The organism is Maritimimonas rapanae, assembly GCF_057837205.1.
This window is the reverse complement of sequence record NZ_JBYQFI010000001.1, coordinates 212,302-229,212: the sequence shown is the minus strand read 5'-3', so window position 1 is coordinate 229,212 and position 16,911 is coordinate 212,302. Positions and strand designations below refer to the sequence as shown.

At 31.8% G+C, this 16,911-nt stretch carries 10 protein-coding genes; 9 read left to right on the top strand and 1 reads right to left on the bottom strand.

Annotated features, from left to right (window positions below):
* Position 1: 1 nt before the first annotated feature.
* The 9 genes from sov (at position 2) to AC3IF2_RS01015 (ending at position 14,358) form a co-directional block, all read left to right on the top strand.
* Positions 2-7,258, top strand: a complete 7,257-nt coding sequence (sov, locus tag AC3IF2_RS01055; RefSeq protein WP_489165155.1) for a T9SS outer membrane translocon Sov/SprA — start codon at positions 2-4, stop codon at positions 7,256-7,258.
* Between the two features lie 40 nt (positions 7,259-7,298).
* Positions 7,299-7,679 carry a glycine cleavage system protein GcvH gene (gene gcvH / locus AC3IF2_RS01050; RefSeq protein ID WP_489165154.1) on the top strand — a complete coding sequence of 127 codons (381 nt, stop codon included), beginning with the start codon at positions 7,299-7,301 and terminating at the stop codon, positions 7,677-7,679.
* A complete protein-coding gene (locus AC3IF2_RS01045) occupies positions 7,645-8,046 on the top strand; it encodes a VanZ family protein (RefSeq protein WP_489165153.1) in 402 nt (133 codons plus the stop codon). Before gcvH ends, AC3IF2_RS01045 begins: the two co-directional genes overlap by 35 nt.
* Positions 8,047-8,100: 54 nt before the next feature.
* Complete coding sequence (locus AC3IF2_RS01040; RefSeq protein ID WP_489165152.1) at positions 8,101-8,820, top strand: energy transducer TonB; 720 nt, start codon at positions 8,101-8,103, stop codon at positions 8,818-8,820.
* Positions 8,821-8,925: 105 nt separating this feature from the next.
* Positions 8,926-9,669, top strand: coding sequence for an energy transducer TonB (locus AC3IF2_RS01035; RefSeq protein WP_489165151.1), 744 nt, complete (start codon positions 8,926-8,928; stop codon positions 9,667-9,669).
* Between the two features lie 116 nt (positions 9,670-9,785).
* Positions 9,786-10,361 carry an acyltransferase gene (locus AC3IF2_RS01030; protein ID WP_489165150.1) on the top strand — a complete coding sequence of 192 codons (576 nt, stop codon included), beginning with the start codon at positions 9,786-9,788 and terminating at the stop codon, positions 10,359-10,361.
* 35 nt (positions 10,362-10,396) lie between these two features.
* Complete coding sequence (locus tag AC3IF2_RS01025; protein WP_489165149.1) at positions 10,397-12,481, top strand: gliding motility protein RemB; 2,085 nt, start codon at positions 10,397-10,399, stop codon at positions 12,479-12,481.
* A gap of 33 nt (positions 12,482-12,514) precedes the next feature.
* Positions 12,515-13,612 carry an acyloxyacyl hydrolase gene (locus AC3IF2_RS01020; RefSeq protein ID WP_489165148.1) on the top strand — a complete coding sequence of 366 codons (1,098 nt, stop codon included), beginning with the start codon at positions 12,515-12,517 and terminating at the stop codon, positions 13,610-13,612.
* Positions 13,612-14,358: a head GIN domain-containing protein gene (locus tag AC3IF2_RS01015; protein WP_489165147.1), complete on the top strand. Its 747-nt coding sequence runs from the start codon at positions 13,612-13,614 to the stop codon at positions 14,356-14,358. The genes AC3IF2_RS01020 and AC3IF2_RS01015 overlap by 1 nt, the downstream gene beginning before the upstream one ends.
* Here AC3IF2_RS01015 and AC3IF2_RS01010 read toward each other — a convergent pair.
* Positions 14,355-16,868: a DUF5686 and carboxypeptidase-like regulatory domain-containing protein gene (locus AC3IF2_RS01010; protein ID WP_489165146.1), complete on the bottom strand. Its 2,514-nt coding sequence runs from the start codon at positions 16,866-16,868 to the stop codon at positions 14,355-14,357. The genes AC3IF2_RS01015 and AC3IF2_RS01010 overlap by 4 nt on opposite strands.
* Positions 16,869-16,911: the final 43 nt, after the last annotated feature.

Below are 16,911 nucleotides of genomic sequence, written 5' to 3'. Positions count from 1 at the left end.
ATTGAAATTCAATTTATCTAGAACATATTACTCCCTTTTTGTAATTGTATTGTTTTTTATTTCTACAATACATGCACAAGTACCTCCAAAAACTCCTGAGAAAACTGATTCTACTAAAGTTATTGTATCAAAATTAGACTCAGTTAAAAGAGATACGGTAAAGCCAACTTTAAGATATCCTTTCAACGCTAAACAAAATGGTAGTTTATTTCTAAACGAACTTAAGAATTTAGAAGTAATATATGATCCTGATAGAAAGCAATATATTTTTCTTGAAAAAGTAGGAAATTATTACATAGAGCATCCTTTTTATATGACTCAAGAGCAATATAAAAAGTACCGCTTACAAAAAGATATGGCGGAGTATTTTAAAGAGAAATCTAGTGCTTTTAGCTTACAAAAAAACAAGGACGCAGCTCAAAAAAATTTATTACCAAGGTATTATGTAAAATCTGAATTCTTTGAAAATATATTTGGCGGAAATGAAATCGAAGTAAACCCTCAAGGTTCTGTATTGGTTAAAATGGGTATTCTTTATCAAAAAGTTGATAACCCTCAACTTTCTGAACGTAATAGAACTAGTACAACATTTGATTTTGACCAAGAAATAACAGCCAGTTTAAATGCAAAAGTTGGTAAGCGTTTACGTGTTTCGGCAGCATTCGATACACAATCGACTTTTAACTTTCAAAATCAAATAAAATTAGAGTATACACCAACAGAAGACGATATTATTAGAAAGATTGAAGTTGGTAATGTAAGTATGCCCGTGCAGAGTTCTTTAATTTCTGGAGCTCAAAATTTATTTGGTGTTAAAACGCAATTGCAATTTGGTAAAACAACTATTACAGGTGTTTTTTCTCAACAAAATTCACAAACAAGATCTGTAGCAGCCCAAGGTGGCGCCACCATTAATGAATTTGATTTACGTGCCAGTAATTATGACGACAATAGACACTTCTTTTTAGCGCAACAATTTAGAGATGATTATAACAATGCTCTATCACGCTTGCCTCTTATTAATAGTTCTAAATATGTTACTCGAGTAGAAGTTTGGATTACTAATAGAAACTCTACAACAGAAGACGTTAGAAATATAGTAGCATTGTCTGATCTTGGCGAAACAGATGAAAATAAATACATTTTGGGCCCTACTGGTTTGGTTACAACTAATGGCGGTCCAGGCCCAAGAAATGGCGCTAATAATTTGGTTAATGAATTAACTGATTCGAGCCCAATACGCAATATTTCGGGAGTTGATGGTTTATTAAAATCTACTTATAACTTAGATCAAGGCAGTGGTTATTCTATTTTAGAAAATGCTCGAAAATTAACTTTGGGTGTTGATTTCACCTTAAATCCTCAACTAGGTTATATTACTTTAAATAGACGCCTTGCAGACAGCGATATTTTAGCAGTTGCTTTCGAGTATACAGACACTAATAATTCTAATCCTGATAATACAAGTAATCCATCTGTGTTTAGAGTAGGTGAATTAAGTGGTGATGGTATTACCGCACCAGATAATTTAGTAGTAAAATTATTGCGAAGTGAGATTTTAAATCCAGCTATACCTATATGGGACCTAATGATGAAAAATGTATATGCTTTGCCAGGAGCTTTTCAATTACAGCAAGACGGATTTAGGCTTGAAGTTCTGTATCAAGATGATGAAACAGGTGTACCCATTAATTTCTTACAAAATGCGCAAACTGGTTTTGGAACTCCCGACGCAATAAATGAAAAACCACTATTAAACCTTTTACGTCTAGACATTTTAGACGGAACAAATACCACAATTACTGGTGGTGATGGTTATTTTGATTTTGTAGAAGGCATTACTATTGATTCACAAAATGGATATGTGATTTTTCCTACGGTAGAGCCTTTTGGTGGAGAAAATACGCCTCCAAGTTCTAATCCTCTTGAATCAGGTGAGCTAGATAAGATACTTACATATCCAGCGGATGATAAATTTGTATTTAATGAATTATATACCAACACTAAAGCAATTGCCCAAAATCTGTTTCAAAATAAGGACAAATATTTTTTGAAAGGGTATTTTAAATCTGAATCGAGAAACGGTATTCCATTGGGAGCTTTTAATGTACCTCGTGGTTCTGTAAAGGTAACTTCAGGCGGTAGAGAATTGATTGAAGGTGTAGACTATGTTGTTGATTATCAAATTGGTAATGTGCAAATCATTAATCCCAATTTAATAGCCTCAAATGCTCCTATTAACGTTTCTGTCGAAAACAACAATGGTTTTAACCAGCAACGTCGTCGTTTTCTTGGGCTAGACATTCAGCATATTTTCAATGACAATTTTGCCATTGGTGGAACCGTTGTAAATTTAAATGAACGTCCTTTTACACAAAAACCACAATTTGGTGCTGAGCCTGTCAATAATACCATAGTTGGTTTTAATTTAAACTATCAAACTGAAGTTCCTAAGTTTACCAAATGGGTAAATAAATTACCAAATATAGATACTGATGTTGAATCTAATTTTTCAATACGTGCAGAAGCGGCTTACCTTTTTCCTGGTTCTCCAAAAGGAATTAACTTAAATGGTGAAGCAGCTTCATATATTGATGATTTTGAAGGTTCTCAAATACCATTAGATATTAGCTCACCAAGACAGTGGTTTTTGGCAAGTGTGCCTAAAAATCAAACTGATCCTGATCTTGATTTTACTAATGAATCTGTACCTGGAAATATAGGGAAAACTTCTGAAGAAAGAGATCAATTAAGTATAGGTGCCGAACGTTCACAATTAGCTTGGTATACGATCGATCGACTCTTTTATGGCTCTACATTAAAACCTAGTAATATTGATGATAATGAAATTTCTAGAGCTGAAGTTCGTCGCGTTGGTTTTGAAGAGTTATTTCCTCAACTACAGCTAGATATTACACAGACTAATATTATAAATACGTTTGATCTTGCTTATTATCCTGAAGAAAGAGGGCCTTATAATTTTAATTCTGAAGCAACAGAAAATAGTATTATACCTTATGATAGCAAGCCTGAGGAAAAATGGGCGGGAATTATGCGATCTTTAACAACTACCGATTTTCAACAAGCAAATATTGAATATATTCAGTTCTGGTTAATGAATCCTTATGAGAATTATTCCATAACTCAAAGTGAAGGTGCTCAAAATGTAAATCCTACAGATTTTGGTGGTGAGTTATATTTTAATTTAGGAAATATTTCAGAAGACATTTTGGATGACAATCGTAGAATGTTCGAAAATGGGCTACCTGGAGATGGTATTAAGAATAATAACAATACAGAGGATTTAGCCTATTCAATTATCCCAAAAAATCAATCATTAATTTATGCCTTTACTGAAGAAGATGGTGAGCGCCCGAATCAAGATGTTGGATTAGATGGTAGAAATAATCAAGAGGAGCTCACACAGTTTGGGTCAGACTTTGGTGATGATCCTGCTAATGATGATTATTCCTTCTTTAGAGGTGGTGAACTTGATGCAGCTAATGCCAGTATTTTAGAGCGTTACAAGCGCTTCAATAATACCCAAGGAAATTCACCCACTATAAATAATTCGACAGAATCTTTTCCTACATCTGCAACTTCTTTTCCTGATATAGAAGATATCAATCAAGATCAAACCATGAGTGATGTTGAAAGTTATTATCAGTATAAAGTATCTTTAAATCCTGCTGACCTAGTTAAAGGTCAAAACAATATTGTCGACGAGAAAAATGTTACAGTAACATTAGCAAATGGTCAAACAGAAGATGTAACTTGGTATCAATTCAGAATTCCTATCACTACTGGAACTCCAATTAATAATATTTCAGGTTTTAATTCTATTCGCTTTATGCGGATGTTTTTAACTAAGTTTAAAGTACCTGTAGTTTTACGTTTTGGTGAATTAGAATTAGTTCGAGGTGATTGGCGTCGTTACTTATTTACAATAGATGATTCAAATACTGTTACTCCTCCTCAACCTTTAACACCTGAGGAAGATAGAGACTTTGAAGTAGGTGTTGTTAATATTCAAGAGAACGAAAATAAATCGCCATTCCCCTATGTTTTACCACCAGGTGTACGCAGAGAACGTTTACAAGGTAGTACTTCTGTGCAAGAGCAAAATGAACAATCGTTATTAGTAAAGATTAACAATTTAGAACCAGGACAAACTCGTGCAGTGTTTAAGAACACCTCTTTTGATATGCGTATGTTTAACAACATTAAAATGTTTATTCATGCTGCAAATATCCCTGCTCAACCAGTTACCAATAATGGTGAGTTAACTGCTGTTTTACGTTTAGGTAGCGATACAAATGATAATTTTTATCAAATAGAATTACCTTTAAATATTACTCAATCTGGTGAATCATCTGCCGATAGTATTTGGAAAAATAATTTAGACACTAGCTTAAAACAATTAGGACAACTAAAATTAGAGAGAGAATCTAATAGTTTAGCTCGTAACGAAATCTATCCTAGTGTTGCATCCGATCCTAATGCAAAAATCCGAATTAAAGGAATGCCAAATCTTTCGAACATTCGTACTTTAATGATCGGTGTTAGAAATGACGCAAATACGGATAAGACTTCAGAGCTCTGGTTTAACGAATTAAGAGTAACTGATTTCGATAATGAAGGTGGCTGGGCAGCAGTCGTAAACGCTGATGCAAACTTTGCTGATTTTGCAGATATCTCAATTGCTGGTAGAGCCAACTCTCAAGGTTTTGGTTCTGTTGATCAACGTGTAAATGAACGTAGCCAAGAAGATGTAAAACAATATGATATTGTTACTAATGTGAACTTAGGGCAACTATTGCCTAAAAAAATAGGAATTAAAATACCTTTTAATTATAGTTTTTCTGAAGAGTTTAGAGATCCAAAATGGGATCCTCAATTTCAAGATGTATTATTTGAAGATGCTACTGAAGCTAACGATAATAGTAAAAACTCGAGAGATTATACTAAGAGGAAGAGTATTAATTTAATAAATGTTCGTAAAGAAAGGACTAACCCTGAAAAGAAACAGAAATTTTATGATGTAGAAAATCTCTCTGTTTCGTATTCTTTTAACGAAACATATCATCGTGATTATAATGTAGAACAGTTTTTAGACCAAAATGTTAGAGCTGGTGCAACTTATAATTACAATTTTAAACCTTTTTCTTTAGAACCTTTAAAGAATTGGAAGTTTTTAGATAAAGGACGTTACTTGAAATTTCTAAAAGACTTTAACATTAATCTATTACCAACTTCAATATCGGTTAATTCTAATATTAATAGGAGTTATAACTTTCAAAAATCAAGATCACTAGTTTCTGGACTACCTGAACTACCTGAATTAATACAGCACAGATTTTTCTTTGATTGGGATTATAATATTGCCTACAATCTTACCAAATCTTTACAATTTACTTTTAGAGCTGCTAACAATTATATCTACGATGATTTTACAGAAAATAGAGAAGAATTTTTAAGCACAACATTATTTAGTAATTTTTTTAATGCTGGTCGTCCTAATAATTATCATCAAACACTAGATGTCAATTATAAAATACCTTTTAATAAGATCCCTATTTTAGATTTTATTGATGCAACTTATGGTTACACTGCAGATTTCGACTGGCAAGCTCCATCAAAAAGTTATGTTAGTGATATAGGTAATATCATCCAAAATGCCAATACTCATTCACTGAATGCAACTTTAAATATGACTAAATTCTACAGAAAAACAGGCATATTAGATTTGGCAAAAAAGAAGAAGAAAAGAACAAAAAATTCTAAAGGAACTAAGACTGTTCAAGCAAACAATGCACCATCTATTTCTAGTAATAGAGCCACACAACAGCGTAATAAAAAGAACATGTCTACAGGTAGAAAAGTAGTACAAGGTTTAGTAGATGTTGTTACATCTGTAAAAAATATTAAAATAGCTTATGCTGAGAATAATGGTACTATTTTACCTGGATATAGGCCAGAAATAGGTTTTTTAGGTAGAGACAATTTTAATGGTGCACTTGCACCAACATTTGGTTTTGTCTTTGGAAATCAAAGTGATATAAAAGATATTGCTTTAACTAATAATTGGTTAATTTCAAGAAGAGATTCTTCTTCTGCTTATTATAGTCGTACTTTTAGTAATACACATTTCAAAAAACTAGATATCAATGCTGATGTGAAACCCTTTAAAAATTTAAGTATTGAACTATCTGCAAACAAAATTTTTACTAGAAGTCGTTCTCAATTAATTGATGTTATAGATATTGATAGTATTGGACCAATACCGGGTACTTTTAATGAATCTCCTTTGAGCGAATCAGGTAATTTCAGTATTAGCTATTTTATGTTAACAACCGCTTTTGATGGTAATGGCAATGCAACTTTTGAAAAATTTAAAGAAAATCGAATCATTATTTCTCAGCGTTTAGGTGGTGATCCTATTAACCCCAATGGTAATTTTTCAACAGGTTATGGCCCAAATAGTTCACAAGTTCTCTTACCTGCGTTTTTATCGGCATATTCTGGGCAAAGTGCAACTAAAGTAAAGACTGGAGCTTTTAGAAACATTCCTATCCCTAATTGGAGGCTCAATTACAAAGGTTTAATGCAATTTAAATGGTTTAAAAAGCATTTTAGAAGTTTTAATGTAGAACATCGTTATCGGTCTACTTATTCTATCTTAGGTTTCACCAACAACCTCCTTTATAGTCCTGTCGATATTACAGCAAATGAGGATTTAAATGGCAACTATCAGCCAGAAAAATTGTTTACCGGTGTTAATCTAATAGAAGAATTTTCGCCATTGATTAAAGTTGATATGAAAATGCGTAATAATTTCTCACTTAGAGCAGAAATTAAACGAGATAAAGCATTAAGTCTCAACTTAAATAACAACACTATTACCGAAGTTAGAGGAAAAGAATATGTTTTTGGTTTAGGATATCGCTTTAAAGATGTTAAGCTTAAAATAAAAACAGGGCCAACCACTACACGTTTTAAGGGTGATATTAACCTAAAAGCAGATATCGGTATTAGAGATAATTCAACTGTAATTCGGTCAATTGATATTGAAAATAATCAAGTAACTGGTGGTCAAAAATTACTATCTATTAAGTTTAATGCAGATTGGGCATTAAATAGCAATTTGTTAGCATCCTTCTTTTACGATCAAAACTCTTCGCGTTTCTTAATATCAAATACATTCCCAAGAAATTCTATTAGTGCTGGAATAAGTTTGCGATATACTATTGGAAATTAATTCAAAACAATTAAATTCGCAATACTAAACAAAATTAAAAATGAATATTCCTTCCGAATTAAAGTACACTAAAGATCACGAATGGATTAAGATTGATGGTGACATTGCTACAATTGGCATCACTGATTTTGCTCAAGGAGAATTAGGTGATATTGTTTATGTTGATGTAGACACTATAGATGAAACAGTTGATAAAGATGAAGTTTTTGGTACAGTAGAAGCCGTTAAAACAGTTTCTGATCTTTTTATGCCATTAACAGGCGAAGTTGTAGAATTTAACGAAAATCTAGAAGATAGTCCAGAAAGTATTAATCAAGATCCATATGGAGATGGTTGGATGATTAAAATTAATATTAGTGACTCTTCGCAAATAGATTCATTGTTAGATGCAGATGCTTATAAAGAACTTGTTGGAGCGTAATGCATATGCTATTGCCATTGCGCTTACAATTTTAGTGGCTGTTTCTAGTTTAATTTCGATTTCTGGTCTGGGCATTAGCCTAATAAAGGTTAAAAACTCAGATAAGTATGCTCATATTATTTCATATTTTATACTTAGTTTAAGTTGGTTTTATGCCACACAAGAACGGTATAAGTCTTTTAATCAAAAGGCTTTTTTAGCTATTTTACTTATTATTTACGGCATAATTCTTGAGGTATTACAAGAAGGATTGACAACCTATAGACAAGCCGATTTAAATGATGCTTTGGCAAATTCTTTAGGAGTTTTACTCGCAACAATTTTATTTAAACCTCTCAATAATTGGTTTAATTCTATGTTAAAATAGTTGCTTGTAATTTTTTATTTATTAAATTAGCGAACAAATAAATCTCTTTTACAAATGGAAGTTAAAAAAAATCCAAAAGCAAATCTAGAAAACTATAGTAAGTTATTCTTACAACTTGGCTTAGTTTTAGCTTTATTAATTATCTATTTAGGCATCGAATACAAGACGTTTGATAGAAGTCTTTCTGATCTAGCTGGTATTGCTGGCGAAGAAGAAATTGAAGAAGAAATTCCAATTACAGAACGTATTGAACAGATTAAGCCTCCTCCTCCTCCTCCTCCTGCTCCTGAAAAAATTGAAGTTGTAGAGGATGAAAAAGAAGTTGAAGAAACTGTTTTAGAATCAACTGAAACTGATGAGGATGAAGTAATTGAAATCGAAGAGATTGAAGAAGCTGTAGAAGAAGAAGAAGTTGCTGAAGATGTGCCATTTGCGATTATTGAGGATGCTCCAGTATTTCCTGGTTGTAAAGGAACTAAAGCACAAAAGAAACAGTGTTTACAAGACAAGATAAAAAAACACGTAAACAAAAAGTACAATACTGGCTTAGCGGGTGATCTAGGATTAGACCCTGGTAAGAAAAGAGTATATGTTCAGTTTAAGATTAGTAAAACGGGTACAATTACAGATGTAAGAGCACGTGGACCACATAAACGTTTAGAAAAAGAAGCAATTAGAGTGGTTAACTTATTACCAAAAATGATACCTGGTAAACAAAGAGGTAGACCAGTAGGTGTTAAATATACTCTACCTGTAACTTTATTAGTAGAATAGATATATTTTATATATAATTTCAAAATCCCAGCCAGTTGGCTGGGATTTTTTTTGGTATGTTTCTTGTGGTTGTTAACATAATTTTAACATCTTAACTTTAATATTATGAACAAAAAAAAACATCACCGAAATGACAAGTTACAAAAAAGTTCAATTCTCTTTATGCAATTAGGTTTAATCCTTGCATTATTATTCACCTATGGGGTCTTAGAATTACGATTTGAAAAGAAAACTTTATCAATGTTAGATAATGTATATACAGATCCAGACGTATTTATAATACCTAATGTTCCAAATGAAATTAAAATTAAGCGAAAAACACCAATACAGGTTATAAAACCAAAAGTTCAAAAACCGTCTACAGAGGTATTTAAGAAGGTTAAAAATGAGACTAAAGTTACTCCTAAAGCTTTGGAACCAGAAAACCCAACCAAAAATGAATTAAATAAAGCCATAGAGGGTTTACCTAATACTACAGAAGAACCTGAAGACGAACCTCAGCCATTTGTACTTATAGAACAAGCACCCATTTTCCCTGGTTGTGAAAATTTAGATGAAAAAGCCTCTAAAGCTTGCTTTACAATGCAAATTTCAAAATTTGTCAATAAAAAATTCAATACAGGTATCGCCGAAGATTTAGGTTTAAGTGGTAAACAGAAAATTTTTGTGCAATTTATAATAGATAAGGAAGGTAACGTAAGTAATATTATAACAAATTCGTCTTATAAAGGTTTAGAAAAAGAGGCAAAAAGAGTAATGAATAAACTTCCGAAAATGACGCCTGGCAAGCAACGTAAAAGACCTGTACCTGTCAAATATACATTACCCATTAGTTTTGAGATACACTAATAAAAAAAACCTGCAGACTGGCAGGTTTTTTTAGCTAATCATTTTGGGCAAGATTAATAAAATGCTACAAAAATGATTATCTTGGGCTTTTAAACGGAAGCTCAAAATATTAAGCTATGAATACTGATTATTTTGCACACGAAACAGCTGTGATAGATAATGGTTGTGTTATCGGACAAGGTACTAAAATTTGGCATTTTAGCCATATAATGCCTAATTGTACTATTGGTAATAAATGTAATATTGGTCAAAATGTAGTGGTGTCTCCAGATGTTGTTTTAGGTAATAATGTAAAGGTTCAGAATAATGTGTCTATTTATACAGGCGTGATTTGTGAAGATGATGTTTTTTTAGGACCATCAATGGTGTTTACCAACGTTATCAATCCTAGAAGTGCCGTAATTCGTAAAGACGAATATAAAAAGACTGTTGTAAAAAAAGGTGCAAGTATAGGCGCTAATGCTACTATTATTTGCGGAAATGATATCGGTGAGTTTGCTCTTATCGGTGCTGGAAGTGTAGTCACTAAAGAAGTTCTTTCATATGCTTTAGTTGTTGGTAATCCTTCAAAACAAATCGGTTGGATTAGCGAATATGGACATCGATTAGAATTCGATGAAAACGGGTTAGCTACCTGCCCAGAGAGTCAAGAAAAATATCAATTAAAAAATAATAAAGTAACTAAAATATAGTTCTATTTTTGCCAAATAATTTGTAGCTCATCTCAATGAAAAAACTTTCGGTATTTATCCTTTTTCTATTTGTTTCAACTACTTTTTTTGCTCAACAAGATATTTACCCTGTTTACAGTGGTTGTGAAAACACATCTAGTGTTGAATTAGAAAATTGTTTCAATCAAAAATTAACAGAACGAGTATTGTCTGAGTTAAAAGTTCCCAAAAAAGTAATTTCTGATAATTATAGAGGCACTCTTAATGTTGTATTTTTAGTGACTAAAGAGGGTGGTTTTGATGTAATTTATGTACGTTCTGTTTATAAAGAATTAGAAAACGAGATAAGACGTGTTTTTTCAAATCTTCCAAAAATAAAACCTGCTACTTACAATGGCAGAGCGATTGACATGCGATTTGGTATGCCAATAAATATTCCTCTAGGTTCAAATTCTATACCTAAAGCCATTCCAAAAGAAACTAAAGTTGTTGCCACAGTAACTCCAGAAATAAAAGAAGAGCCTAAGCAAGATATTTCTCAAGCCGTTGAAAAGAGTTTATTTCCTGAACATAGAAGTAGTCTCAATATTCCATTAGTTCATAGTACTTATAACGAATTAGATTATTATTATCATAAAAACAATAATTCTCATACAGCATCTAAACCCTATATTTATACTGATGCAAGTGAATATCTTAATTTAGATAATCTAAAAGAACCTTTATTTAAGAATAAAAGTTCATGGGCTGGTAAGAAGGTTTGGAATGAACATTTATTTTCTGTTCAAGAAAAAGATTTTTGGTTTACTGTAAACCCAATTTTTGATTTACAAATAGGTAAAGATAATTCTGATAATATTGATTACACATATAACAACACTAGAGGAATTCAAATACAAGGTAGTATTGGCAAGAAACTAAGCTTTAATACTTCTTTTTACGAAAGTCAAGGACGTTTTGCAGGTTATGTCAATCGTTTTGCAAACGAAAATAGACCATTGGGTTCTTCTGGAACTGTACCAGGTAGGGGAAAGGGTAAAAGATTTAAAACTAGAGGTTTTGATTACCCAATAGCAGAAGCATACTTATCGTATACCCCTAACAAAATATTTAATTTTCAGTTTGGTAATGGCAAGAATTTTATAGGTGATGGGTATCGTTCTTTTATGGTATCTGATGTCGCTGCCCCTTACACTTTTTTAAAAGTTAATACCAAATTTTGGAAAATAAAATATACAAATTTATGGATGTGGACTGATGATGTTCGTCCTGAGGTTAGTGTAAATAATGCACGACTTCGCAAATATATTGCCATTCACCATTTAAGTTGGAATGTAAATAAACGCTTAAATCTAGGATTATTTGAAGCAGTTATTACTAATAACGAAGGTGGCAATGGTTTCGATATTAACTTTTTTAACCCAATTATTTTTTATAGAGCAGTAGAATTTACCAGAGGTTCTGAAAGTGGCAATGCATTGATTGGTCTAAATTCTAAATATAAATTAACCGATAATATATCGTTATATGGGCAATTTATTTTAGATGAGTTAACTGTTGGGCGTTTCTTTGATGGTGATGGTTATTGGGGTAATAAGTTTGCAGTACAGCTAGGTGCTAAATATTACAATGCTTTTAAAGTAGATAATCTTTTCTTACAAGGTGAATTTAATTTAGCACGCCCATATACTTTCAGTCATTTTGATAACGGTACATTAAATTATGGACACTTTAATCAACCTTTAGGACATTTGTGGGGTAGTAACTTTTGGGAGGCCATTGGTATTGCTCAATACAGAAAAGATCGCTGGTTTGCTAATGCAAAATTAATTTTAGGACAAAAAGGATTTGACATAGAAAATCTATCGACTAGTTATGGTGGTGATATTTATGCATCTAATGATAATAGAACTGGTAATACTGGTGTAGAAATTGGCCAAGGAAATAAAACAGATATTTTTATTGGAGACTTTCAAGTGGGCTATACCATAAATCCAACTACCAATCTAAAACTATTTGCGGGTTTTACTTTTAGAAATTTTGACCCTTTATTAGAAACAACTAATTTCAATAATAACAATACCACTTGGTTTACCGTTGGTTTAAAAACAGATTTGTTTAACTGGTATTTTGATTTTTAAAATGGCATGAATTGTATAAAAAAAATACTTTTTATGCTCCCCTTACTTTTCTGTCTTACCTTATTTTCTCAACAAGAGAAAAAGAACCATTATTCGCTGCAGCTAGATTATTTTTATGGAAATGTTATAAAACATAAAGATAAGATTTCGCATTTGGCTGTTTCGTTCCCGCGAGGATTTATACTTAACTGGAATAAAAAAAGTGAAAATACTACAACGATGCGTAGTTATAATTATCCAGAATATGGCTTCTCATTTATATACCATGATTTTCAGAATCCTATTTTAGGAAAAGCATACGCGCTTAATATTAACTATACTTTTTATTTTGGAAAGAAATCGAATAAGAATTTATTTTATTTGAGATTGGGGCAAGGTATTGCTTATAACACTGACCCTTTTAATCATGAAACAAATAATAAAAATGTTTCTCTAGGGTCTCATTTATTAGCAAACACAACTATAGGGTTTAATTATAAAAGGAGGCTAACACAAGGGCTTGATGCAAATTTGGGCTTGCTATTAAATCATTACTCGAATGGTTCAATTAAATCGCCAAACGTGGGTTTAAATTTGTTTTCATTTAACACAGGTATTAGCTATAATTTTGATTACGAAAATCCTATCGATTATACAGGAACTCCTGTTGATGACGGTGTTGAAGTTGTTGAAAAAGAGCCTATGAAATTCAATTTACAGTTTAGCGGAGGCATCAATAGCTCAACAAATATTGGAGGTAAACAATTTCCTTATTATGTTGGAACTGTGTATGCCGATAAAAGAATTAGTAGTAAAAGTATTCTACAATTTGGTAGCGAGGTTTTCTTTTCTAATTATTTAAAGGAGTTAATCAAATTTAATGCTATTGCTTTTCCTGAAAAAGGAGAAAGTGGCGATGCTGATTATAAGCGTGTAAGTTTGATTATAGGTCACGAATTAGATATAAATAATTTTTCAATTTTAACTCAGGTAGGATACTATGTATATTATCCTTACGAATTAGACAAACGCTATTATGAACGTATAGGTGTTAAGAAATATTTTGGTGATAAATGGTTTGCTAGTGCATCTATAAAAGCTCATTTATTTTTAGCAGAATCTATCGATTTAGGCATCGGAATTAGGTTATAATGAAACAATTAACTTACATATTAATAATAGTATTGATTAGCAGTTGCGCAATATCTGATGTCTCTGATTGTTTTGAAAGCTCAGGAAATGAAATAACAAAAACAATCAATTTAGATTCTTTTTCTAGAGTAATTGTTAGAGAAGGAATCGAATTAGAAATAAAACAAGGATTAGAAAATAGTTTAGAAATAACGTATGGTGAAAACTACATCGATAATATTTCAACCAATATTGTTGATGGTAGATTAAATATTGACAATAATAATAATTGTGAATATTTTAATGGCTTTAAGCCTGCCAAGATTACACTAACTGCAAATAATATTACAGAAATTAGAAATGCTTCTCAATATACAATTAGAAGTAAAGACACTTTACGATATGAGTCATTAACTATTATTTCAGAAGATTTTAATGAAAAAGAAGTAAACGTTGGTGATTTTGAGCTGCTAATGAATAATCAAAATTTATCTATTATTACGAACAATGTATCTAACTTTTCAATTTCTGGAAAAACTGAAAACTTCAATATTAATTTTGCCTCTGGTCAAGGTAAATTAGTAGCAGATAAGTTAGTTGCTCAAAATATATTTGTATTCCATAGAGGTACAAATGATTTATATGTAAACCCAGTTAATGAAATTAAAGGTGAAATTCGTGGAACTGGTAATGTGATTTCAATCAATAAGCCTCCAATTATAGATGTTGAAGAGTATTATACTGGTAAGCTAATTTTTAGGAATTAAAAATAGAATCCAAATCCTCCTTTAATAGCGAATTTTGTTGCTCCAGGTAAATCTAAATAGTTACCTCTAAATACAAAATCAATACGTAGAATTTTAAAAATATTATCTACACCAAAACTATATTCATAATAAGGTTTTGTGGGAGCTCCTGCTGGTAAGTTACCGTCTGCATCAATTTCCCTTGAAAAGAAATTACTCATTGTTCTATTTTCTGCAGATAATGATCCAACTATCCCTCTTACGCCAATAATTTCACGAAGATTTAACTTCCGCAATAGCGGTATCCTTGAAAAAATCCGTCCATTAAAATTGTGTTCTAAATGTAACGACGCATACTCGTCCGTAACGAACTCATAATAATCTAACAAATCAAAAACACGCGGAGCTGTGAATGGCGTTTGATTACCTGGTACAACGTCTAATAAGCTAAGTGGTACATTGCCAAAGGTTTTACCAGCTTCAAAAGTATATCGCAACTTACCAAAACCTCCCATTAAGATGCGATGGCGATAAAAGAATTGTAATTTATCATAATCAAAATCACTATTAAGAACATCTTTTAGTCCTCTAGTGTAACTCAGATATACTGTTGGGTAACGTCCTGCATTACTTACGGCACGTTCAACACCAAATCCAGCAGTCTTTCTTCCAGGAGTATAGTTGATGGCAAAATCAACTTCAGTTTGTTTTACCTCTGACTGTAATTCACCATTAGAATCTAAATAAGTGAGATCAAATAAATCTGGTGCAGCAGCACGTAATGTTTTATAAGTAGCTCCTAATCTAAAATTTAAATTTCGAGCGGGTTCGATATCAAAAGCTACATTGGTTAGATTTAGATTTGTTAATCTAAAATTTTCGCCTCTTGTAAAAAAGGCTGCCGAAGCAAAGCTTCTATTTAAAACATCATTTGCAGTTGTAAGGCTTACTCCTGTTTGTTCTACATCTCGTCGATTACCAGCAGAAATAATAATACGATTCTTTTTATTAATCATCCACTTACCACCTATGCCATATTTTACTTTTTTATCATCGAAACCATAAGCCATAAACCCCTGAATTCTCCATGGATCATTCTGATTGAAATAAGTTCTCCCTCCTATTCTTACCCGAGTTCCTTCAACATCATTGTTGCCAAAAGTTGAGAAAATAGGTCCATAATCAAAGCCTTCAAACATTTCCCAATAACCAGAAGCAAGTATGGTACCTATATTATAGAGTTGCTTAAATTTTCGAACTGTTTTTAATGTATCGAGCATTTTGTAGATACCTACTTCATCATCATTCAGCTTTTCCATCCTGTTTTCTTTCCAAAAATCATCAGGCCTATTAAAAATCTCTTCCTTATAGCCCTCTACTCTAACAGCATAGAATTTTTCATCATGCTCTTTTTCAAATTCATAATTGTTAAACAAAGTTGTTCTTCTACCATAAACACCTTTAGATTTATCCTTTTTTCTAAAAGCAAAATCAGACATCATATGATCTCTCTTTAACAGGAACACAGAATCATTTAAAACATTGAATTCTTGCTCGATATGGATTTCTTTTACCCAATTGATATTTGCGCTTTTTGTGGCATCCATTTCTATTTGCTTAACTGCAAATGTGGTATCGTTTACCCAAAAGTCTCCTTTAAAAGTGAGTTCATTTTTCCTCCGAGGATAAAACAAAATATTATAACACCATTTATTATCTAAGTAAGCACTATCTGTAAGTACATAGTTATAAACAGACACACCAGTTCTTGATAAAGGGCTCGTAAAACTTTTATCGAAAAATTTTAGATAATTATCGTAAATATTATAATCTACATATAGCTGTTTAATAAATTCTATCAGCTCTTGATTACTATCAAAACCAGAATTTTTATTAGCAACCAGCTCTTCTCTGAATTTTTTATTTGGCCTATTTTTACCATAAGACTTGTAAACAGCTTCATTGATGAAAATTGGCAAGTATGGCTTACCAGTAATGTTTGAAGTATCGACCTTATCAAAGATAAACTCCATCCCTTTGAATAGTTTTTTCTTTTTAAACTTTTCATCAATATTGTTGAGGTCAAATTCTATTTTTTCGTATTTATCATACTCATATTGAGGATGCAAATAGACACCATTCTGGCGCTTTTTAGCCCAGATTTTTCGTAAAATAGTTATGGCAGGATTTCCTTTTTTCTTTTGCTTACCAGAATAAATTACAACCTCTTTAAGGGTTGTTCCTTCAGATAAAACAATACGTAAATCAAAATTTCTCGCTTTAAGCTGAATGGTCTTAGTTTCAAATCCTAAAAATGAAACAACCAATTCTTTATAAGTCTTATCTGATTCTAAATAGAACTTCCCATTTTCATTAGAAACTGTACCAGTAGTTGATCCTTTGAATACAATATTTGCAAAAGGCACAGGTTGATCACTATCATCCACTACAATTCCACTAACCTTTACTTGGGCAGTCATTATTACCGTAAAGAAGAAAAGTAATAATGAGAAGATATTTTTATTCGACATAAATTTCTTTGAAAAATAAAATTCCTTTCATATAACGAATGAA